Source organism: Limnohabitans sp. TEGF003 (assembly GCF_055395455.1).
Map to the genome: position 1 here is coordinate 1,142,148 of NZ_AP029225.1, position 19,091 is coordinate 1,161,238.

General features: G+C 60.5%; 16 protein-coding genes. 14 read left to right on the forward strand and 2 right to left on the reverse strand.

Annotated elements, in window-relative coordinates; translation table 11 throughout:
• Positions 1 to 199: 199 nt before the first annotated feature.
• The 11 genes from ACZ5RT_RS05715 to ACZ5RT_RS05765 all read left to right on the forward strand — a co-directional run bounded on the left by ACZ5RT_RS05715 (position 200) and on the right by ACZ5RT_RS05765 (position 14,013).
• Positions 200 to 4,078 carry a DUF3683 domain-containing protein gene (locus tag ACZ5RT_RS05715; protein ID WP_464453819.1) on the forward strand — a complete coding sequence of 1,293 codons (3,879 nt, stop codon included), beginning with the start codon at positions 200 to 202 and terminating at the stop codon, positions 4,076 to 4,078.
• Positions 4,079 to 4,116: 38 nt separating this feature from the next.
• Positions 4,117 to 4,536 carry a gamma-butyrobetaine hydroxylase family protein gene (locus ACZ5RT_RS05720; protein ID WP_464453820.1) on the forward strand — a complete coding sequence of 140 codons (420 nt, stop codon included), beginning with the start codon at positions 4,117 to 4,119 and terminating at the stop codon, positions 4,534 to 4,536.
• 10 nt (positions 4,537 to 4,546) lie between these two features.
• The gene (gene ubiE / locus ACZ5RT_RS05725) at positions 4,547 to 5,278 is read left to right on the forward strand and encodes a bifunctional demethylmenaquinone methyltransferase/2-methoxy-6-polyprenyl-1,4-benzoquinol methylase UbiE (RefSeq protein WP_108427570.1); all 732 of its coding nucleotides are present in this window, start codon (positions 4,547 to 4,549) and stop codon (positions 5,276 to 5,278) included.
• Between the two features lie 38 nt (positions 5,279 to 5,316).
• A complete protein-coding gene (locus tag ACZ5RT_RS05730; protein WP_291923822.1) occupies positions 5,317 to 6,309 on the forward strand; it encodes a Tim44 domain-containing protein in 993 nt (330 codons plus the stop codon).
• A gap of 48 nt (positions 6,310 to 6,357) precedes the next feature.
• The gene (locus tag ACZ5RT_RS05735) at positions 6,358 to 6,906 is read left to right on the forward strand and encodes a hypothetical protein (RefSeq protein WP_291923820.1); all 549 of its coding nucleotides are present in this window, start codon (positions 6,358 to 6,360) and stop codon (positions 6,904 to 6,906) included.
• Positions 6,903 to 8,480, forward strand: a complete 1,578-nt coding sequence (ubiB, locus tag ACZ5RT_RS05740) for a ubiquinone biosynthesis regulatory protein kinase UbiB (RefSeq protein ID WP_464453821.1) — start codon at positions 6,903 to 6,905, stop codon at positions 8,478 to 8,480. The genes ACZ5RT_RS05735 and ubiB overlap by 4 nt, the downstream gene beginning before the upstream one ends.
• Positions 8,481 to 8,504: 24 nt before the next feature.
• Positions 8,505 to 9,980 (forward strand): high affinity choline transporter 1, encoded by a 1,476-nt coding sequence (locus ACZ5RT_RS05745; RefSeq protein WP_464453822.1) that lies wholly within the window; start codon positions 8,505 to 8,507, stop codon positions 9,978 to 9,980.
• A 191-nt stretch (positions 9,981 to 10,171) separates the two neighbouring features.
• Positions 10,172 to 10,483: an FmdB family zinc ribbon protein gene (locus ACZ5RT_RS05750; protein ID WP_464454199.1), complete on the forward strand. Its 312-nt coding sequence runs from the start codon at positions 10,172 to 10,174 to the stop codon at positions 10,481 to 10,483.
• Between the two features lie 22 nt (positions 10,484 to 10,505).
• Positions 10,506 to 11,183, forward strand: coding sequence for a DUF502 domain-containing protein (locus ACZ5RT_RS05755; RefSeq protein ID WP_464453823.1), 678 nt, complete (start codon positions 10,506 to 10,508; stop codon positions 11,181 to 11,183).
• 47 nt (positions 11,184 to 11,230) lie between these two features.
• Positions 11,231 to 13,042, forward strand: coding sequence for an aspartate--tRNA ligase (aspS, locus tag ACZ5RT_RS05760; RefSeq protein WP_464453824.1), 1,812 nt, complete (start codon positions 11,231 to 11,233; stop codon positions 13,040 to 13,042).
• Between the two features lie 65 nt (positions 13,043 to 13,107).
• Complete coding sequence (locus ACZ5RT_RS05765) at positions 13,108 to 14,013, forward strand: restriction endonuclease (protein WP_464453825.1); 906 nt, start codon at positions 13,108 to 13,110, stop codon at positions 14,011 to 14,013.
• 137 nt (positions 14,014 to 14,150) lie between these two features.
• On the opposite strand, the gene ACZ5RT_RS05770 is transcribed toward ACZ5RT_RS05765, so the two are convergent.
• Positions 14,151 to 14,567, reverse strand: a complete 417-nt coding sequence (locus ACZ5RT_RS05770) for an RNA recognition motif domain-containing protein (RefSeq protein ID WP_108427576.1) — start codon at positions 14,565 to 14,567, stop codon at positions 14,151 to 14,153.
• Positions 14,568 to 15,016: 449 nt separating this feature from the next.
• Between ACZ5RT_RS05770 and katG the strand changes: the two genes are divergently transcribed.
• Positions 15,017 to 17,176 (forward strand): catalase/peroxidase HPI, encoded by a 2,160-nt coding sequence (katG, locus tag ACZ5RT_RS05775; RefSeq protein ID WP_464453826.1) that lies wholly within the window; start codon positions 15,017 to 15,019, stop codon positions 17,174 to 17,176.
• Positions 17,177 to 17,211: 35 nt separating this feature from the next.
• On the opposite strand, the gene ACZ5RT_RS05780 is transcribed toward katG, so the two are convergent.
• Positions 17,212 to 17,829: an ABC transporter ATP-binding protein gene (locus ACZ5RT_RS05780; RefSeq protein WP_464453827.1), complete on the reverse strand. Its 618-nt coding sequence runs from the start codon at positions 17,827 to 17,829 to the stop codon at positions 17,212 to 17,214.
• A gap of 50 nt (positions 17,830 to 17,879) precedes the next feature.
• Here ACZ5RT_RS05780 and nudB point away from each other — a divergent pair, with 50 nt between their 5' ends.
• Positions 17,880 to 18,338, forward strand: a complete 459-nt coding sequence (gene nudB, locus ACZ5RT_RS05785) for a dihydroneopterin triphosphate diphosphatase (RefSeq protein ID WP_464454200.1) — start codon at positions 17,880 to 17,882, stop codon at positions 18,336 to 18,338.
• On the forward strand, positions 18,335 to 19,090 hold the full coding sequence (locus ACZ5RT_RS05790) for an endonuclease/exonuclease/phosphatase family protein (protein WP_108427580.1): 756 nt from the start codon (positions 18,335 to 18,337) through the stop codon (positions 19,088 to 19,090). Before nudB ends, ACZ5RT_RS05790 begins: the two co-directional genes overlap by 4 nt.
• The last annotated feature ends 1 nt before the right edge of the window (position 19,091 follow it).

Consider the following 19,091-nt stretch of genomic DNA (forward strand, 5'->3'; position numbering starts at 1 on the left):
GATGACAGAAGTATTAAAACGGGGTGAATAAGGGGTGACAACCCGGACTTTCCATGAGTGCAGACCCTTGGGAGACAGGTGTCCCCACCCCCGGCGCGTGATTGTTGCACTGCGGTAACATTCAGCCTCAGCCGGGTTGACGCCTTTGTCCTGGTCTGGCTGAACGCGTTTTGACCAACGCATGTGACCGCGCCACCCCATGAATGCACCCACCACGCTCCAACATTTGATGCAGGCCGACGCTGATGCGCCGCGTCTGCGCGAGATCCCTTACAACTACACCAGCTTTTCTGACCGTGAAATCGTGGTGCGCTTGCTGGGGGAGCCCGCCTGGGATCTGTTGAACCAGTTGCGCCAGGAGCGCGGCACAGGCCGCTCGGCCCGCATGCTGTACGAAGTGCTGGGCGACATCTGGGTGGTCGAGCGCAACCCCTATTTGCAGGACGACCTGCTGGACAACCCCGCCCGCCGCAAACTGCTGGTCGAGGCCTTGCACCACCGCCTGGGCGAGGTGCAAAAGCGCCGCACCCCGAATGTGGACGCCGCCCGTGACGCCTTGGTGGGCCAGTTGCTCGCCATGGCCACCCAGGCCGTGACGCAGTTCAGCGAACGCTTCACCCGCATGGCCAAGCTGCGCGGCCAGGTGCAAAAGACCCTGGGGCGCCTCACCGCCAAGGACAACATCAAGTTCGATGGCCTATCGCGTGTCAGCCACGTGACCGACGCCACCGACTGGCGTGTGGAATACCCCTTTGTGGTGCTGACGCCCGATACCGAGACCGAGATGGCGGGTTTGGTCAAGGGCTGCATTGATTTGGGCCTGACCATCGTGCCCCGTGGCGGCGGCACGGGCTACACGGGCGGCGCGATCCCGCTGACCTGGAAGAGCGCGGTCATCAACACCGAAAAGCTCGAAGCCATGACCGAGGTCGAAATGGTCGACCTGCCCGGTATCGCGCACAAGATCCCGACCATCTGGACCGAAGCCGGTGTGGTGACCCAGCGCGTGGCCGATGCGGCCGAGCGTGGCGGTTTTGTTTTTGCGGTGGACCCGACGTCTGCCGAAGCCTCTTGCATTGGCGGCAACATCGCCATGAACGCGGGCGGCAAAAAAGCGGTGCTGTGGGGCACGGCGCTCGACAACCTGGCCAGCTGGCGCATGGTGACGCCCGACGCCGAATGGCTGGATGTGGTGCGCATGGACCACAACATGGGCAAGATCCACGACGCAGAAGTCGCCACGTTTGAGCTGCGCTACTTCAAGGCCGACGGCAAAACCCCGATCCGCACCGAAACCCTGGTGATCCCTGGCAAGACCTTCCGCAAGGAAGGCCTGGGCAAGGACGTGACCGACAAGTTCTTGAGCGGCCTGCCCGGCGTGCAAAAAGAAGGCTGCGATGGCCTCATCACCAGCGCCCGCTGGGTGGTGCACCGCATGCCCACCCACACCCGCACCGTGTGCCTGGAGTTCTTTGGTCATGCCCGCAACGCCGTGCCGAGCATCGTCGAGATCAAGGACTTCATGTTCGCCGAGCAAAAGCGCACCGGCACCGTGATGGCGGGTCTGGAGCACCTGGACGACCGTTACCTGCGCGCGGTGGGTTATTCCACCAAATCCAAGCGTGGCGGCTTTCCCAAGATGGTGCTGATCGGCGACATCGCGGGTGACAACGCCGACGACGTGGCCAAGGCGACCAGCGAGATTGTGCGCATCGCCAACTCGCGCAGCGGCGAAGGTTTCATCGCCATCAGCCCCGAAGCGCGCAAGAAGTTCTGGCTTGACCGCAAAAAGACCGCGGCCATCTCGCGCCACACCAATGCCTTCAAGGTCAACGAAGATGTGGTGATCCCCTTGCCGCGCATGGCCGAATACACCGATGGCATCGAGCGCATCAACATCGAGCTCTCCTTGCGCAACAAGCTCAAGCTCTGCCGCGAACTGGAAGATTTTTTGGAGAAGGGCAACTTGCCGCTGGGCAAGCAAGACGACGCCAACGAGATCGCTTCGGCCGAATTGCTCGAAGACCGCGTGGCGCAAGCCCTGGCGGTGGTGCGCGAGGTGCAGGCGCAGTGGCAAGGCTGGTTGACCGATGTCGATGCCTTGTTCCCCCAGCTGCAAGACCACACCCTGCGCGCCAGCTGGAAGACGCAAATCCGCCCGGCTTTCCAGAACATCTTCTCCGGCTCGGCCTTTTTGCCGATCCTGAACGAGGTCAACGCCATTCACCAGCGCGTGCTCAAAGGCCGCGTGTGGGTGGCGCTGCACATGCACGCCGGTGACGGCAATGTGCACACCAACATCCCGGTCAACTCCGACAACTACGAGATGCTGCAAACCGCGCATGAGGCGGTGGCCCGCATCATGGTCTTGGCCCGCAGCCTGGACGGCGTGATCTCGGGCGAGCACGGCATTGGCATCACCAAGCTGGAGTTTTTGACCGACGCCGAGCTGGCCAATTTCACCGCCTACAAGGCCAAGGTGGATCCGCAAGGCCGCTTCAACAAAGGCAAATTGCTGCGCGGCGCGGCCCTCACGGGTCTGGGCGACGATGTGCACGCCGCCGACCTGACGCACGCCTACACCCCCAGCTTTGGCCTGATGGGCCATGAGTCGCTGATCATGCAGCAGTCGGACATTGGCGAGATCGCCGCCAGCGTGAAAGACTGCCTGCGCTGCGGCAAGTGCAAGCCGGTGTGCTCCACCCACGTGCCACGCGCCAATTTGCTCTACAGCCCACGCAACAAGATTTTGGCGACCTCCTTGCTGGTTGAGGCCTTTCTGTACGAAGAGCAGACCCGCCGGGGCATCTCGGTCAAGCACTGGCAGGAGTTTGAAGACGTGGCCGACCATTGCACCGTCTGCCACAAGTGCCTGACACCTTGCCCGGTGAACATCGACTTTGGCGATGTGTCGATGAACATGCGCAACCTGCTGCGCAAAATGGGTCAAAAAAGCTTTCGCCCCGGCAATGCTGCGGCCATGTTCATGCTGAATGCCACCAATCCCGAGACCATCAAGCTGGCCCGCATGGCCATGGTGGGTGTAGGCATGAAAGCGCAGCGCTTTGTGGCCGGTTTGCTCAAAGGCGTGGCCCGCAAGCAAACCAGTGCACCACCCGCCACCGTGGGTGCCGCGCCGATCAAAGAGCAGGTGATCCACTTCATCAACAAGAAGATGCCGGGCAACCTGCCCAAGAAGACGGCACGCGCGCTGCTGGATATCGAAGACAACGATTACGTGCCCATCATCCGTAACCCGAAAGCCACCACTTCGGAGTCGGAAGCGGTGTTTTACTTCCCCGGTTGCGGCTCCGAGCGCCTGTTCAGCCAGGTGGGCTTGGCCACGCAGGCCATGCTCTGGCATGTGGGCGTGCAGACCGTGTTGCCACCAGGCTACCTGTGCTGCGGCTACCCGCAAAAGGGCTCGGGCCAGTTCGATAAGGCCGAGAAGATCATCACCGACAACCGGGTGCTGTTCCACCGCGTGGCCAACACGCTCAACTACCTGGACATCAAGACCGTGGTGGTGAGCTGCGGCACCTGCTACGACCAGCTGCAGGGCTACCAGTTCGACAAGATCTTCCCCGGCTGCCGCATCATCGACATCCACGAGTTCCTGCTGGAAAAAGGCATGAAGCTCGACGCGGGCGGGGCCTATCTGTACCACGACCCTTGCCACAGCCCCATGAAGCAGCAAGACCCGATGAAAACGGTCAAGGGTTTGCTGGGCGACCAGGTGCTCAAATCTGACCGTTGCTGCGGCGAATCGGGCACCTTGGGGGTTACCCGTCCGGACATCTCCACGCAGGTGCGTTTCCGCAAGGAAGAAGAGCTGCTCAAGGGCGAGGCCGCCTTGCGTGCCAGCGGCGCTTTGGCCCCGCAAGCCAACGTCAAAGTGCTGACCAGTTGCCCCAGCTGCCTGCAGGGCCTGTCTCGGTATGGCGACGACATGAAAAACGGCCTGCTCGAAGCCGACTACATCGTGGTCGAAATGGCCAAACACATCCTGGGTGAAGCCTGGATGCCCGAGTACGTGAGCGCCGCCAATGCGGGCGGCATTGAGCGCGTGCTGGTCTAAGCCTGCACATCCCGACAGCAAGATTTCGAAAGCAAAAGATGGCCGGATTGAAAAAAGACATGCCCACGCCCGAGTCGCTGACCGTGCACGGTCAGACCAAGGTGCTGGAAATCGGTTTTTCTGACGGGGCGCAGTTCCGCATCCCCTTCGAGCTGATGCGCGTGTACTCGCCTTCGGCCGAGGTGCAGGGCCACGGCCCGGGCCAGGAAGTGTTGCAAACCGGCAAACGCGAAGTCGGCATCGTCGAGATCGAACCCGTGGGCAACTACGCGGTCAAGCCCACGTTTTCAGACGGTCACGAGTCGGGCCTGTTCACTTGGGAGTACCTGTACTTTTTGGGCGATCAGCAAGAGGCGCTCTGGAAGCAGTACGAAGACCGCCTGCAAGCGGCGGGCATGAGCCGCGACGCACCCATGGACGAAGCCGCAGCCGGTGGCAGTTGCGGCCACAAGCATTGAGGGCATCGGCATGAGCACTACCCATTTCGGTTTCAAAACCGTCGACGAAAAAGAAAAAGCCAAGCACGTGCGCGGCGTGTTCGACTCGGTCGCGTCCAAATACGACGTGATGAACGACCTGATGTCCATGGGCCTGCACCGAGTCTGGAAGGCCTACACCGTGCAGGTGGCCAACCTCAAAGAGGGCGATCAGGTGCTGGACATCGCGGGCGGCACGGGCGATTTGTCGATGGCCTTTGCCAAAAAAGTCGGGGCCACCGGGCGCGTGGTGCACACCGACATCAACGAAGCCATGCTCACCACCGGGCGCGACCGCCTGGTCGACCACGGCCTGGCCCTGCCCACCCTGGTGTGCGATGCCGAAAAGCTGCCTTTTCCCGACAACCATTTCAACGTGGTCAGCGTGGCCTTTGGCCTGCGCAACATGACGCACAAGGATGTGGCGCTCAAGGAAATGTGCCGGGTGCTCAAGCCAGGCGGCAAGTTGCTGGTGCTGGAGTTTTCCAAAGTGGCCAAGCCGCTGGAAAAAGCCTACGACTGGTACAGCTTCAAGATCCTGCCCCGGCTGGGCCAGCTGGTGGCGGGTGACGCCGACAGCTACCGTTACCTGGCCGAATCCATCCGCATGCACCCCGGCCAGGAGGACTTGAAAACCCTTATGAAAAATGCCGGATTTGGCCATGTGGATTTTCACAATTTGTCGGCCGGGGTGGTAGCCTTGCACATGGGCATCAAGTGCTGAAGCCCACAAACCGCATTTTGATTTGAGTTGGAGACACCATGAACAAGTTGATGACACTGATGCTCGCGGGCGTGTTGGCCCTGGGCAGCTTGAACGCCGAGGCTGCTCGCCGCATGGGCGGTGGCAAGTCCATCGGTCAGCAATCGAATCAGGTCACCAAGCGCGATGCTGCGCCGCAAACGCCCGCGGCTCCCGCTCAAAACGCCGCACCCACCAATGCCGCCAAGCCTGCTGCTGCGCCTGCAGCGGCTGCGCCCAAGAAGCCTTGGGGCGCCATGTTGGGTGGCTTGGCTGCTGGTTTGGGGTTGGCCTGGCTGGCCAGCTCGCTGGGCTTGGGTGAAGCCTTTGGCAATATTTTGATGGCCTTGCTGATTGGTGTGGCCGTCCTGGCCGTCATCGGCATGATCATGCGGGCCCGCCGAGGTGGTGCTGCGCAGATGGGCGGCAACGGTGGCCTGGCCTACCAAGGCGCTGGTGCCTCGGCTGAAAACCCAGCCACGTTCAAACAATACAGCCCGCAAAATGTCGGCAACGACGCCTCGGCCCGCCCCTGGGAAGGCCAAAACACCCGCTTCGACAGCTCGGCTGCAGCGCAAACCAGTGGCTCCATGATTGGTGCGGCATTGGGTGGTTCGCAAAGCTGGGGCATCCCGGCCGGTTTTGATGTGGACGGTTTTGTGACCGCTGCCAAGCGCAACTTTGTGACCTTGCAGGACGCTTGGGACCGTTCGGACATCACGGCCTTGCGCTCGATGATGACCGACGCCATGGTGGTGGAAATCCGCAACCAGCTGTCCGAGCGCGAAGCGCAGTTCCCCGGTCAGCCCAACAAGACCGAAGTGGTCATGCTCGACGCCCAGCTGCTGGGCATTGAAGAGCAGGCCGATGCCTACCTGGCCAGTGTCGAGTTCAACGGCATGATCCGCGAAGACGCCTCTTCCGGCCCCAGCCCTTTCCGCGAAGTCTGGAACATGACCAAATCCAAGCAAGGCGGCGGTTGGCTGGTCGCTGGCGTGCAAGCGCTGCAATAAAGCCCAGGTCCCTCGGGGGACCTGCACTTTCGGGAATAATCGGGGACTATGGCAACACAGTCCCCTTTTTCATGGGCCGCCCAACTGGCCCAGCAGTTCGGCTCTTCGTTTCAGCTCCCCGCTTGGGTGGTCGATGAGACGGTCAACCGCTTGGTCTTGTTTCTCAACCATGTGCTGATGAGCGAACCCGAGGCCATGGCCCGCCTCGCCCGCCAAAAAGGCCAGCGCATCGAGCTGGTCTGGGACCGCATGCAACTGCAACTGAGCCCCACCCCCGCTGGCTTGTTGGAGCGTGGCCGCTTTGAGGGCTTTGACCTGCGGTTGACGGTGACCGAAGAATCGCCGGTTTCGCTCGCTTCGGCTTTGGCCCGGGGTGACAAACCCAAGGTGCGCATCGAAGGCGATGTGCAATTGGCCGCCGAGGTCAACTGGCTGATCGACCATGTGCGCTGGGATGCCGAAGAGGACTTGGCCCGCTTGATCGGGGATGCCCCCGCGCACACCCTGGCACAAGCTGCCCGTCAGGCCATGACGGCCTTGCGCAGTTTTGTCGCCCAGCGTCCAGGCACTGGGCTGCGCACCGGCAGCGCAGCATGATGCGCTGGGGCCGTTTCGGGCGCGGTGCCTTCATCGTCTTCATCGTCCTGCGCTACGGCCTGGACGAGTTGGTACTCTCCAGCTTTCAGAAACCCTGGATTCGCCTCTTGGCCCGCGTGCTGTCGGTGGGGCGTGACTTGCGTTCGCCCCGGGCGGTGCGTCTGCGCGAGGCGCTCGAACGATTGGGGCCGATTTTTGTGAAGTTTGGCCAGGTGCTGTCCACCCGGCGCGATTTGCTGGCCCCCGACATCGCTGAAGAACTGGCCAAGCTGCAAGACCGGGTGCCGCCTTTCAGTTCGGCCGTTGCCGTCGCCTCGATCGAGCGGGCCTTCAACCGCTCGGTGGACGACATTTTTGAAACCTTTGAGCGCGAACCCGTGGCCAGCGCCTCCATTGCGCAAGTGCACTTTGCCACTTTGCGCAGCAAAACGGGTGAGCTGCGCGAAGTGGCCGTGAAGGTCCTGCGTCCGGGCATGCTGCCCGTCATCGACAAAGACCTGAGCCTCATGCGCATGATGGCGGGCTGGGTGGAGAGCCTGAGCGCCGATGGCAAACGACTCAAGCCCCGCGAAGTGGTGGCCGAGTTCGACAAATACCTGCATGACGAGTTGGACCTGGTGCGCGAAGCGGCCAACGCCGCACAGCTGCGCCGCAACATGCAAGGCCTTGATCTGGTGCTGATCCCCGAAATGATCTGGGACTTTTGCCATCCCGAGGTCATCGTCATGGAGCGCATGCACGGTGTGCCCATCAGCCAGGTTGACCGTTTGCGCGAAGCGGGCGTGGACATCCCCAAGCTGGCCCGCGATGGCGTGACGCTGTTTTTCACGCAGGTGTTCCGCGACGGCTTTTTCCATGCCGACATGCACCCGGGCAACATCCAGGTGAGTCTCGCCCCAGAGACCTTTGGCCGCTACATCTCGCTGGACTTCGGCATCGTGGGCACGCTCACCGAGTACGACAAGGAGTACCTGGCGCAAAACTTCACGGCGTTCTTTCGTCGCGACTACAAGCGCGTGGCCGAACTGCACATCGAGTCCGGTTGGGTGCCGCCCGAGACACGGGTGGATGAGCTGGAGTCGGCCATTCGCGCGGTGTGCGAGCCTTACTTTGACCGCCCACTCAAGGAAATTTCGCTGGGCATGGTGTTGATGCGTTTGTTCCAGACCTCGCGCCGCTTTCAGGTCGAGATCCAGCCCCAGCTGGTGTTGTTGCAAAAAACACTGCTCAACATCGAAGGCCTGGGCCGCGACCTGGACCCGGAGCTGGACCTGTGGAGCACGGCCAAGCCCTTCCTCGAAAAGTGGATGCTGGAGCAAATCGGCCCCAAAAAGCTCTTGGAAGAACTCAAGGCCCAAGCTCCGCACTACGCCAAGCTGCTGCCGCAGTTGCCGCGCTTGCTGCACGACTACCTGCAGCAGCCGCGCACCAGCGATGCCAAGCAGATCGAGCTGCTGCTCGCCGAGCAACGCCGCACCAATAAACTGCTGCAAACCCTGATTTACGCCGGGCTGGGCTTTGTGGTTTCCTTGGTCGTTTTGCAGGTGGGCATGCACCTGCAACTTTTCATCTGAACCTGATATCTGGAGGAGCTGCAGGTGCTGCTGACTTTTGTGATCGCTTACTTGGCCGTGACCATCGGCATCGGTTTGTTGGCTGCACGCCGGGTCCATGGCGCCAAAGATTACCTGGTGGCAGGCCGCAGCTTGCCGCTCTACATGAACGTGGCCACCGTCTTTGCCACCTGGTTCGGGGCCGAGACGGTCCTGTCGGTGTCGGCCACCTTTGCCAAAGATGGCCTGAACGGCATCCCCGGCGATCCCTTTGGTGCCACCGTCTGCCTGGTGTTGGCCGCATTGCTTTTCGCCAAGCTGTTTTACCGTCTGAATCTGCTCACCATTGGCGACTTCTACAAGGTGCGTTACGGCAAGTCGGTGGAGGTGCTCACCAGCGTGGCGATCGTGTTGTCTTACCTGGGCTGGACCTCGGCGCAGTTGACGGCGCTGGGCCTGGTCATCCATGTGCTCTCGTCAGGAGCCATTGATCTGAACCACGCCATCATGATGGGCGCAGCCGTGGTGTTGGTCTACACCGTGTTTGGCGGCATGTGGTCAGTGGCCTTCACCGATTTGTTCCAGACCGTGGTCATTGTGGTGGGCCTGATCCTGGTGGCCACCCTGGTGGGCGGCAATGCAGGCGGCTTTGAGAAGGTGGTGGCGCAAGCGGCCGCAGACGGGAAGTTCGACATGTTCCCGGCCGACATGGATGCTGCCGCCTGGTGGGCCATGGCCGGTGCTTTCTTTGCATTTGCCTTTGGCTCCATTCCGCAGCAGGACGTCTTTCAGCGCATGACCAGTGCCAAGGATGAAAAAACCGCCGTGCGCGGCACGATCATTGGTGGCCTGATGTACTTTGTGATCGCTTTCATTCCCCTGTACATCGCTTATGCGGCACTGATCGCCCACCCCGAGCTCAAGGCCTTGTTCGAGTCGGAAGACGCCCGCACCATCCAGCGTATCCTGCCCGATCTGGTGCTGGGCAAGATGCCCATGTGGGCGCAGATTTTGTTTTTTGGTGCCTTGCTCTCGGCCATTTTGTCCACCGCCAGCGGCGCTTTGTTGGCCCCCACGGCGACCTTCACCGAGAACGTCCTCAAGCCTTTTGTGCCCCACATGAGCGACCGCCAGTTTTTGCTGCTGCTGCGCGTCATCCTGGTGACCTTCACCTCGTTCGCCTTGCTGTTTGCCCTCAACAGCACCAGCACCATGTACGAGATGGTGCAAAACGCCTACAACGTGACCCTGACGGGGGCTTTTGTGCCTTTGGTGGCCGGGGCCTTCTGGCGGCGTGCCAACACGCAAGGGGCCCTGTTCTCGGTGGTGTTGGGTGTGGGCACCTGGCTGGTCTTCAACTTCCTGGCACCGGAGACCCTGGTTCCGGCCAACTTGCTGGGCCTGATGGCGTCCATCGTGGGCATGCTCCTGGGTTCTTTGGCGCCCAGCGTGATCGCCAACCAAGGGCAGTCCATGGCCAGCGCCCTCAGCCACGCCGACCAAGACAGCGCCAAGCGCTGAGACAGCCGTCTACGCAGCAGCTGGGTTCACTGTTGTTGTCCTTTGAGGGTTGGTTCAGCGCAACCCTCAACCGCGATGGGTGCCCGGTACTGCTGCAGGAACAGGTGGGGCTCCTTTGAGCATGGGCCTTGAAGCTGGCTGCCAAGCCTATAATTGAAGGTTTTGTTGTATCACCTTCAAAGGCTCCTCACATGCCCATTTATGCCTACAAATGCGACGCCTGCGGCCATGCCAAGGATGTTCTGCAAAAAATCAGTGATGCACCCCTGACCGATTGCCCGGCCTGCGGTGCTCCCAAATTCAGCAAGCAACTGACAGCGCCCGGATTTCAGCTTAAGGGTTCTGGCTGGTATGTGACCGATTTCAAAGGCGGCGGAGGTGCCACAGGCGCTGCTGCCGCTTCAACCGCTGCCGCATCAGAGCCTTCTGCTTCGGCGTCCTCCGAGTCATCGGGCACCGCCGATACCGCTGGCGGTTGTGGCGCATCCTGCGCCTGCCATTGACATGCCCAACCTTGGCCCACCCATGAAACAACGCAGCTTCAAACAGTACTTCATCACCGGTCTGCTGGTGTGGCTGCCCATGGGTATCACCGTTTGGGTGCTCATGTGGTTGGTCGGCATGCTCGACGCCATCTTTTTGGCGGTGCTGCATGCGGCCGACACCTTGATCCCCGGCGTCCATGCCAGCGCCGAGTACCTGCGCGGCATCCCCGGCTTGGGCGTGGCGATTGTGGCGGTGGTCATTTTTGCCACGGGTGTGTTTGTGGCCAATATGTTTGGCCAGTGGTGGCTGCGCAAATGGCATGGCCTGATGAACCGCATCCCGGTGGTGCGCAGCATCTACACCAGCGTCAAGCAGGTGGCCGACACCTTGTTTTCGGGCAGTGGCAACGCGTTTTCCAAAGCCTTGTTGGTGCAGTACCCGCGCCAGGGCTCGTGGACCATCGCCTTCTTGACCGGCAGCCCCGGGGGGGAGGTGGCCAAACACCTGGGCCAGCCCATGGTGAGTGTCTATGTGCCCACCACGCCCAACCCGACTTCGGGCTTTTTCCTGATGATGCCCAAGGCCGATGTGATCGAACTTGAGATGAGTGTTGACGACGCCCTCAAGTACATCATTTCCATGGGCGTCGTGGCACCTCCCGCCACCGCTGCTCCGAAGCCTGCCGCAGCCGCACCGGTCTCATCCCATCCGGTTTGATACGGCCCTTTTGTCTCTATTTTTGCGAATCCTGAAAGTCCCACAACATGTCCATGCGTTCCCACTATTGCGGTCTGGTGACCGAAGCCCTGACCGGTCAAACCGTGAGCCTGTGCGGCTGGGTCAACCGTCGCCGAGATCACGGCGGCGTGATCTTCATTGACCTGCGTGACCGCGAAGGCTATGTGCAGGTGGTGTGCGACCCCGACCGTCCCGACATGTTCAAGGTGGCCGAAGACGTGCGCAACGAGTTTTGCGTGCAGATCAAAGGCGTGGTGCGTGCCCGCCCCGCAGGCACGACCAACGACAACCTCAAAAGCGGCAAGATCGAAGTGCTGTGCCATGAGCTGATCGTCCTCAACGCGTCGGTCACGCCGCCTTTCCAGATCGATGAAGACAACCTGTCCGAAACCACCCGCCTGACCCACCGCGTGCTGGACCTGCGCCGTCCGTACATGCAAAACAACCTGATGCTGCGCTACCGCGTGGCCATGGAAGTGCGCAAGTACCTCGATGAAAACGGCTTTGTGGACATCGAGACCCCCATGCTCACCAAGAGCACGCCCGAAGGCGCGCGTGATTATCTGGTGCCCAGCCGCGTGCACGACGGTCAGTTCTTTGCGCTGCCCCAGTCGCCCCAGCTGTTCAAGCAGCTCTTGATGGTGGCCGGTTATGACCGTTACTACCAGATCACCAAGTGCTTCCGCGACGAAGACCTGCGTGCGGACCGCCAGCCCGAATTCACCCAGATCGATATCGAAACCTCCTTCCTGACCGAAGAAGAAATCCGCGACATGTTCCAGGGCATGATCAAGCGCGTGTTCCAAAACACCATCGGCGTGGACCTGGGCGAGTTCCCGGTCATGACCTACCAGGATGCGATGCACCTGTACGGCTCCGACAAGCCCGATCTGCGCGTGAAGCTCCAGTTCACCGAAGTGACCGACGTCATGGGCGATGTGGACTTCAAGGTCTTCTCGGGCGCGGCCAACATGAAGGGTGGCCGCGTGGTGGCCCTGCGCGTGCCGGGCGGTTCGGTCGAAGGCGGCGGCATCAGCCGCGGCGAGATCGACGCCTACACCGAGTTCGTCAAGATCTACGGTGCCAAGGGCCTGGCCTACATCCGCGTCAACGACCTGTCCAAAGGCCGTGATGGTTTGCAGTCGCCCATCGTCAAGAACATCCACGACGCGGCATTGAATGCCGTGCTGGAGCGCTCGGGCGCGCAAAACGGCGACCTGATCTTCTTCGGTGCCGACAAGGCCAAGATCGTCAACGACGCCATCGGTGCCCTGCGCATCAAGATCGGCCACAGCGAGTTTGGCAAGAAAAACGGTTTGTTCGAAGACCGTTGGGCCCCGATGTGGGTGGTCGACTTCCCGATGTTCGAGTTCGACGACGAAAGCCAGCGCTACACCGCTGTGCACCACCCCTTCACCGCGCCCAAAGACGGTCACGAAGACTGGATGGTCACCGCGCCCGAGAAGTGCATCTCCAAGGGCTACGACATGGTGCTCAACGGCTGGGAAATGGGCGGTGGCTCGGTGCGTATCCACCGCGCGGACGTGCAACAAAAAGTGTTTGACGCCTTGAAGATCACACCCGAAGAAGCCCAGCTCAAGTTCGGTTTCCTGCTCGACGCGCTGCAATACGGCGCGCCACCGCACGGCGGCCTGGCTTTCGGTCTGGACCGTATCGTCACGCTCATGACCGGTGCCGAGTCGATCCGCGACGTGATCGCCTTCCCCAAAACACAGCGCGCCCAGTGCTTGCTGACCCAGGCCCCAAGCCCGGTCGACGAGAAGCAGTTGCGCGAATTGCACATCCGCTTGCGTAATGTGGATGCTGCTAAGCAGTAACTACTTTTAATGCAAAATTAAAGGGTGCGATTCTTGGAATCGCACCCTTTTTTACTGAGACAAACATGCCAATTCCTGATTTCCAGAGTTTGATGCTTCCGTTGATGAATTTGATAGCAGACGGCAAAGAATATGCAATCAGGGATGCCACGTTGACGATCGGTCAGCAATTTAATCTGTCGGAATCTGAATGGGCTGAGATGCTTCCAAGTGGACGTGCGCCGCTTTTTTACAACCGCTTGGCATGGGCAAAAACACACCTCAAAAAAGCCGGGCTCATCGATCAGCCGAGGAGGGGTGTGATTGTCATCTCCGAAAGAGGTCGACAAGTTTTGTCGACACACCCCATCAAAATTGATCTTCGTTTCCTTGAGCAATTCCCCCAGTCGGCTCAGCCAATCTTGACCACCAACACTACGGCGGTTGATGCGACTGAATCCGTGATCAGTGCATCCCCAGAAGAAGTTTTAGAGCGTGCGCATGCGGAGATATCGCAAGAGTTAGCGGATGAGTTGATTGAAACCATCAAGCAATGCAGCCCAGAATTTTTCGAAAGACTGGTGGTTAAGTTGCTTCTCAACATGGGTTACGGTGGCAGTCAAATCGAAGCTGGTAAAGCCGTGGGAAGATCTGGTGACGGCGGGATTGACGGTGTTATCAACGAGGATCGGCTTGGGTTGGATGCTATTTACATCCAAGCAAAACGCTGGGAAGGATCTGTTGGTGAAGGGCCAATTCGTGATTTCAAGGGTGCTCTTGATGCCAAAGGCGCAAGTAAAGGTGTATTCATCACAACGAGTACGTTCACACCAGCAGCAGTGGCTGCTGCCAAAAACAGTCGTTCCTATCGAATTGTTTTGATTGACGGTGTTCGATTGGCCCAATTGATGATCGAGCACGATCTTGGGGTTTCAATTACAGCCACTTATCAGCTAAAGAAAATTGACTCTGATTTCTTTGCAGACGAGTAAGCCAAAACTTAGCAAATAGGCCCACAAAAAAGGCCTCAAAACCGAAGTCTTGAAGCCTAGTCTCTCTTGGTTCAGCGCAGGGCCGAGTCAGAAATTTTTTGTCACGGCATCGCTGCCGTGAAAGGGATGCGCAGGGCTCAGTAGCCGCCGCGGCCACCGCCGTAGCCGCCACCGCCGGAGCGATCGCCGCCACCGTAGCCGCCGCCACCGGAGCGGTCACCGCCGCCGTAGCCGCCGCCACCCGAACGGCCGCCACCGCCGTAACCGCCACCACCACCGAAGCCGCCAGTGCGTGGAGGACGTGCCTCCATCGGACGGGCTTCGTTCACGGTGATGCTGCGGCCACCCAAAGACTGGCCATTCATGCCAGCAATGGCGGCTTGGGCTTCGGCATCGCTGCCCATTTCCACAAAACCGAAACCTTTGGAACGACCGGTGTCGCGCTCCATCATGACCTTGGCGCTGGTGATGGCGCCGAATTCGCCGAAGGCTTGTTGCAGGTCTTCGTCGCGAACGCTGTACGGCAAGTTGCCGACGTAAAGTTTATTGCCCATGGGGACTCCTCAGAAATACAAAAAAACAAAGCGATGGGGTCCCGAAAGCACAACAAACTGAAAACTGCCGCCGTAGCGCGCGAAACTGACCGATCACCTGACTTGTGCCGCTTTTCATGACGTACACGCACGCATTATGGGGCATAGCGCAGAAAAGGGGTGAACAGATCACATCGCTGGGCCGATGCCCTCATTTTTCAAAGGTGTCTCAGAGCCCTTTGTGCATGCATGCCTAAGAGGTCGCCACGCAAGCCGGGTGTTGTGTGGTCTGGCGAACATGGATGAGCTTTGACTATGGCGGGCATCAACAAATACTTGTGTTTTGTCACACAGGCATGCGTAAACTGAGTCGTCGGATGTGAAAGATGTTTTTCTTTCTGCAGCGGTTTCCACAAGACCGTGTTTGCCAACACCGAACCTCGATATACCCAACACGAAGGAAGCTCACCATGACCCCAACTCCCTCTACCGCAGGCCAATGCCCCGTCATGCACGGCGCTAACACTCACACCGACAAAGCCAATGCTGCCAAGGCGTGGTGGCCCAAGGCGCTGAACCTGGACATCCTGCACCAGCACGACACCAAGACCAACCCCATGGGGGCCGACTTCAATTACCGCGAAGAAGTCAAAAAGCTGGATGTACCCGCGCTCAAAAAAGACCTGACCGCGCTCATGACCGACAGCCAGGACTGGTGGCCTGCTGATTGGGGGCACTACGGCGGTTTGATGGTCCGCATGGCCTGGCATGCCGCAGGCACTTACCGCATCGCCGATGGCCGAGGCGGTGCGGGAACGGGCAACCAGCGTTTTGCACCCCTCAATTCATGGCCCGACAACGTCAACCTCGACAAAGCGCGCCGCTTGTTGTGGCCAATCAAGAAGAAATACGGCAACCGCATCAGCTGGGCCGACTTGATGGTGCTGGCGGGCAACGTGGCTTATGAATCGATGGGCCTCAAGACCTACGGTTTCTCTTTCGGGCGCGAAGACATCTGGCATCCCGAGCAAGACATTTATTGGGGTTCTGAAAAAGAATGGCTGGCCTCGACCCGTTACGCTGGCGACCAGCGTGAGACCTTGGAAAATCCTTTGGCTGCCGTACAAATGGGTCTGATTTATGTGAACCCTGAAGGCGTCAATGGACAACCCGATCCGCTGCGCACGGCGCAAGACGTGCGCTTGACGTTTGCCCGCATGGCCATGAACGACGAAGAAACCGTGGCCCTGACAGCCGGTGGTCACACCGTGGGCAAAGCCCATGGCAACGGCAAGGCGCAAAACCTCGGTCCAGTCCCTGAAGCCGCTGACGTGAACGAACAGGGGCTGGGCTGGATGAACCACAGCACTCGCAGCGTGGGCCGAGACACCGTCAGCAGCGGCATCGAAGGTGCCTGGACCACCCATCCCACGCAGTGGGACAACGGCTACTTCCATTTGCTGCTCAACTACGAGTGGGAACTGACCAAGAGCCCTGCGGGTGCGAACCAGTGGAAGCCGATCAACATCCAACCTGAAGACATGCCGGTCGATGTGGAAGACCCGACGATTCGCGTGCAACCCATGATGACCGATGCCGACATGGCCATGAAGATGGACCCGGCCTACCGTGTGATCTCGGAGCGTTTTCACAAAGACCCCGAATATTTCACCCGCGTGTTCGCCCGTGCCTGGTTCAAGCTGACCCACCGTGATCTGGGCCCCAAAGCCCGTTACATCGGCCCTGAAGTACCGCAAGAAGACCTGATCTGGCAGGACCCGGTGCCTGCGGGCAGACCCGATTACGACGTGACCGCTGTCAAAGCCAAAATTGCAGCCAGCGGCCTGAGCGTGAGCGAGATGGTGACCACCGCTTGGGACAGTGCCCGCACCTTCCGCCACTCCGACAAGCGTGGCGGTGCCAACGGTGCACGCATTCGCCTGGCTCCGCAAAAAGACTGGGAAGGCAACGAATCTGCCCGCCTGGCCAAAGTGTTGGGCATCCTCGAAGGCATTGCCAAGGACAGTGGTGCCAGCGTGGCCGATGTGATCGTGCTGGCCGGCAACGTGGGTGTAGAGCAGGCCATCCAAGCGGCGGGCTTTGACATTCCCGTGCCCTTCCAGCCCGGACGTGGCGACGCCAGCGAGGCCATGACCGATGCCGAATCGTTTGCGGTGCTCGAACCGATCCACGACGGTTTCCGCAATTGGCTCAAGCAACACTACGCTGTCAGCCCCGAAGAGTTGCTGCTCGATAGGGCCCAACTCATGGGTCTGACCGCTCACCAGATGACGGCCCTGATCGGCGGCATGCGCGTGCTGGGCACCAACCACGGCGGCAGCCAGCACGGGGTGTTCACCGAGCGGGTGGGGGTCTTGAGCAACGACTTCTTTGTGGCCCTGACCGACATGGCCTACCAGTGGAAGCCCACGGGCCGCAATTCGTACGAGATTTGCGACCGCAAAACTGGCCAGGCCAAGTGGACGGCATCACGCGTGGATTTGGTGTTTGGCTCCAACTCGGTCTTGCGGGCTTATGCCGAGGTCTACGCGCAAGACGACAACCGCGAGAAGTTGGCGCGGGACTTCGTGACCGCCTGGACCCAGGTCATGAACGCCGACCGCTTCTGAAGTGACGTTGACTTGAAGGCCGCAAGGCCTTCAAGTCATGGCGCTGCGCTCAGGTTCAGCACGCTGGTCAGCGGCAAATCGTCCGGCACTTCGTAATCGGCCACGATCCAGGCGCGGTCAGGTGCTTCGGCGGCTTCTCGCAAAAACGCCTTGATGGTCTTGACCGAGTGCTGGTCGAGTGAGACAAAGGGCTGGTCCAGCAGGGTCACCGTGGCCCCCGAGGCCAGGCCAGCGATCAGCATGACTTTGCGGCGGCTGCCAGTGGAGAGCATGTACAGCGGTTTGTTCCGATGCCTTTCCATGTCGAGCGCTTCGGACAGCTCTTGCAGCAGTGCGCTGTTCCATTGGGGGTAACGGGTGCGCCATTGTTCCCAGCAGGCTTGCACCGTGGTCTGGTCGTGTTCTGGGCCTTTCAGGTCGGCCCAAAACACCCCGCCTGGCGGCATGTGCACGCTTCCGCCGAGCGCTTGCAAATCTCCGGACAACAGACGCAACAGGCTGGTTTTGCCACAGCATTCGTCCCCGCATACCCAATGCAGGCCGGCAGACCATGTGAAACTCAGCCGTTGGATGACCGCATGGTCCGCTGGCCCGCCACTGAGGGCGTGGGTTTGCAGCAAAAAAGGTGCAGAGGGTGTGGGTGAAGACGACATGGCGCAATCCTAGCAAGACCCGAGCTGCCTAGAATGCCACCGTGACCTCCATGATTTACAAAATCCCCGAATCCGTGCTGGTGGTGATCTACACCCCGGGCGGTCAGGTCTTGCTCATTCGACGTGCCGATGCAGGCACCTGGCAGTCGGTCACGGGCAGCAAAGACCACCCCCAAGAGAGCTGGGCCGACACGGCCGTGCGCGAGGTGCAGGAAGAAACCGGCATCGATGCGCTGCACCCGGCTTGCCAACTGCAGGATTGGCAGCTGGAGAATGTGTACGAGATTTACCCGGCCTGGCGCTGGCGCTACCACCCCGAAGTGAGCCGCAACACCGAGTGGGTGTTTGGCTTGCGTGTGCCCGAGCCCACCTCCATCACCTTGAGCCCGACCGAACACACCGAGTGGCAGTGGCTTCATTGGCAGGCGGCGGCAGACCATTGCTTTTCAGCCTCCAACGCCGAGGCCATCCTCATGCTGCCACGCTTTGACCAGCAGGTGGGCCGATGATGCCCCAGCGCCACGAACACCCGGTCTTGCGGGTGGCCACTTACAACATCCACAAGGGTGTCCAAGGCTTGGGGCCAGCGCGGCGGCTGGAGATCCACAACCTGGGCCATGCGGTGGAGCAACTCGACGCCGACATCGTGTGCCTGCAAGAGGTGCGCCGCATGCACCGCCGCGAGGAGCGCTATTTTTCGCATTGGCCGAGCGTCCCGCAAGCCGACTACCTGGCCCCCGAAGGCTATGCGTCGGTGTACCGCACCAACGCCATCACCCGCCACGGCGAGCACGGCAATGCCTTGTTGTCGCGCTGGCCTGTGCTCTCACACCAGCACCAGGACATCTCGGACCACCGTTTTGAGCAGCGGGGTTTGTTGCACACCGAAGTTCAGGTGGTGGACCGCGTGGTGCATGTGATCGTGGTGCATCTGGGCTTGGTGCCTGCCAGCCGGGTGCGTCAGGTCCATCAGTTGCTGGCGTTCATCGACCAGACCATTCCGCCCGATGCACCTGTGCTGGTGGCAGGCGACTTCAACGATTGGGGGACCGGGCTGGGGCGGCGCATGGCCGGGGCAGGTTTTCGCGAATGGCGCGAGCAACCCACGCCCACCTACCCGTCGAGACTGCCCTTGAACCAGCTCGACCATGTGTATGCCCGTGGCTTGACGCCGGTTCATGCCATGGCCCCAACGGGGCGCATTTGGCAGCGCATGTCGGACCATCTGCCGCTGGTGGCCGAATTCGCCTGGATGGACTGAC

What these genes read in the sequence shown, in the direction of transcription:
- ACZ5RT_RS05715 (WP_464453819.1), top strand. Translation starts at nt 200, where the DNA reads ATGAATGCACCCACCACGCTCCAACATTTGATGCAGGCCGACGCTGAT.
- aspS (WP_464453824.1), top strand. Translation starts at nt 11,231, where the DNA reads ATGTCCATGCGTTCCCACTATTGCGGTCTGGTGACCGAAGCCCTGACC.
- nudB (WP_464454200.1), top strand. Translation starts at nt 17,880, where the DNA reads ATGATTTACAAAATCCCCGAATCCGTGCTGGTGGTGATCTACACCCCG.
- ACZ5RT_RS05735 (WP_291923820.1), top strand. Translation starts at nt 6,358, where the DNA reads ATGGCAACACAGTCCCCTTTTTCATGGGCCGCCCAACTGGCCCAGCAG.
- ACZ5RT_RS05790 (WP_108427580.1), top strand. Translation starts at nt 18,335, where the DNA reads ATGATGCCCCAGCGCCACGAACACCCGGTCTTGCGGGTGGCCACTTAC.
- ACZ5RT_RS05755 (WP_464453823.1), top strand. Translation starts at nt 10,506, where the DNA reads ATGAAACAACGCAGCTTCAAACAGTACTTCATCACCGGTCTGCTGGTG.
- ubiB (WP_464453821.1), top strand. Translation starts at nt 6,903, where the DNA reads ATGATGCGCTGGGGCCGTTTCGGGCGCGGTGCCTTCATCGTCTTCATC.
- ACZ5RT_RS05730 (WP_291923822.1), top strand. Translation starts at nt 5,317, where the DNA reads ATGAACAAGTTGATGACACTGATGCTCGCGGGCGTGTTGGCCCTGGGC.
- ACZ5RT_RS05765 (WP_464453825.1), top strand. Translation starts at nt 13,108, where the DNA reads ATGCCAATTCCTGATTTCCAGAGTTTGATGCTTCCGTTGATGAATTTG.
- ACZ5RT_RS05750 (WP_464454199.1), top strand. Translation starts at nt 10,172, where the DNA reads ATGCCCATTTATGCCTACAAATGCGACGCCTGCGGCCATGCCAAGGAT.
- ACZ5RT_RS05770 (WP_108427576.1), bottom strand. Translation starts at nt 14,567, where the DNA reads ATGGGCAATAAACTTTACGTCGGCAACTTGCCGTACAGCGTTCGCGAC.
- katG (WP_464453826.1), top strand. Translation starts at nt 15,017, where the DNA reads ATGACCCCAACTCCCTCTACCGCAGGCCAATGCCCCGTCATGCACGGC.
- ubiE (WP_108427570.1), top strand. Translation starts at nt 4,547, where the DNA reads ATGAGCACTACCCATTTCGGTTTCAAAACCGTCGACGAAAAAGAAAAA.
- ACZ5RT_RS05780 (WP_464453827.1), bottom strand. Translation starts at nt 17,829, where the DNA reads ATGTCGTCTTCACCCACACCCTCTGCACCTTTTTTGCTGCAAACCCAC.
- ACZ5RT_RS05720 (WP_464453820.1), top strand. Translation starts at nt 4,117, where the DNA reads ATGGCCGGATTGAAAAAAGACATGCCCACGCCCGAGTCGCTGACCGTG.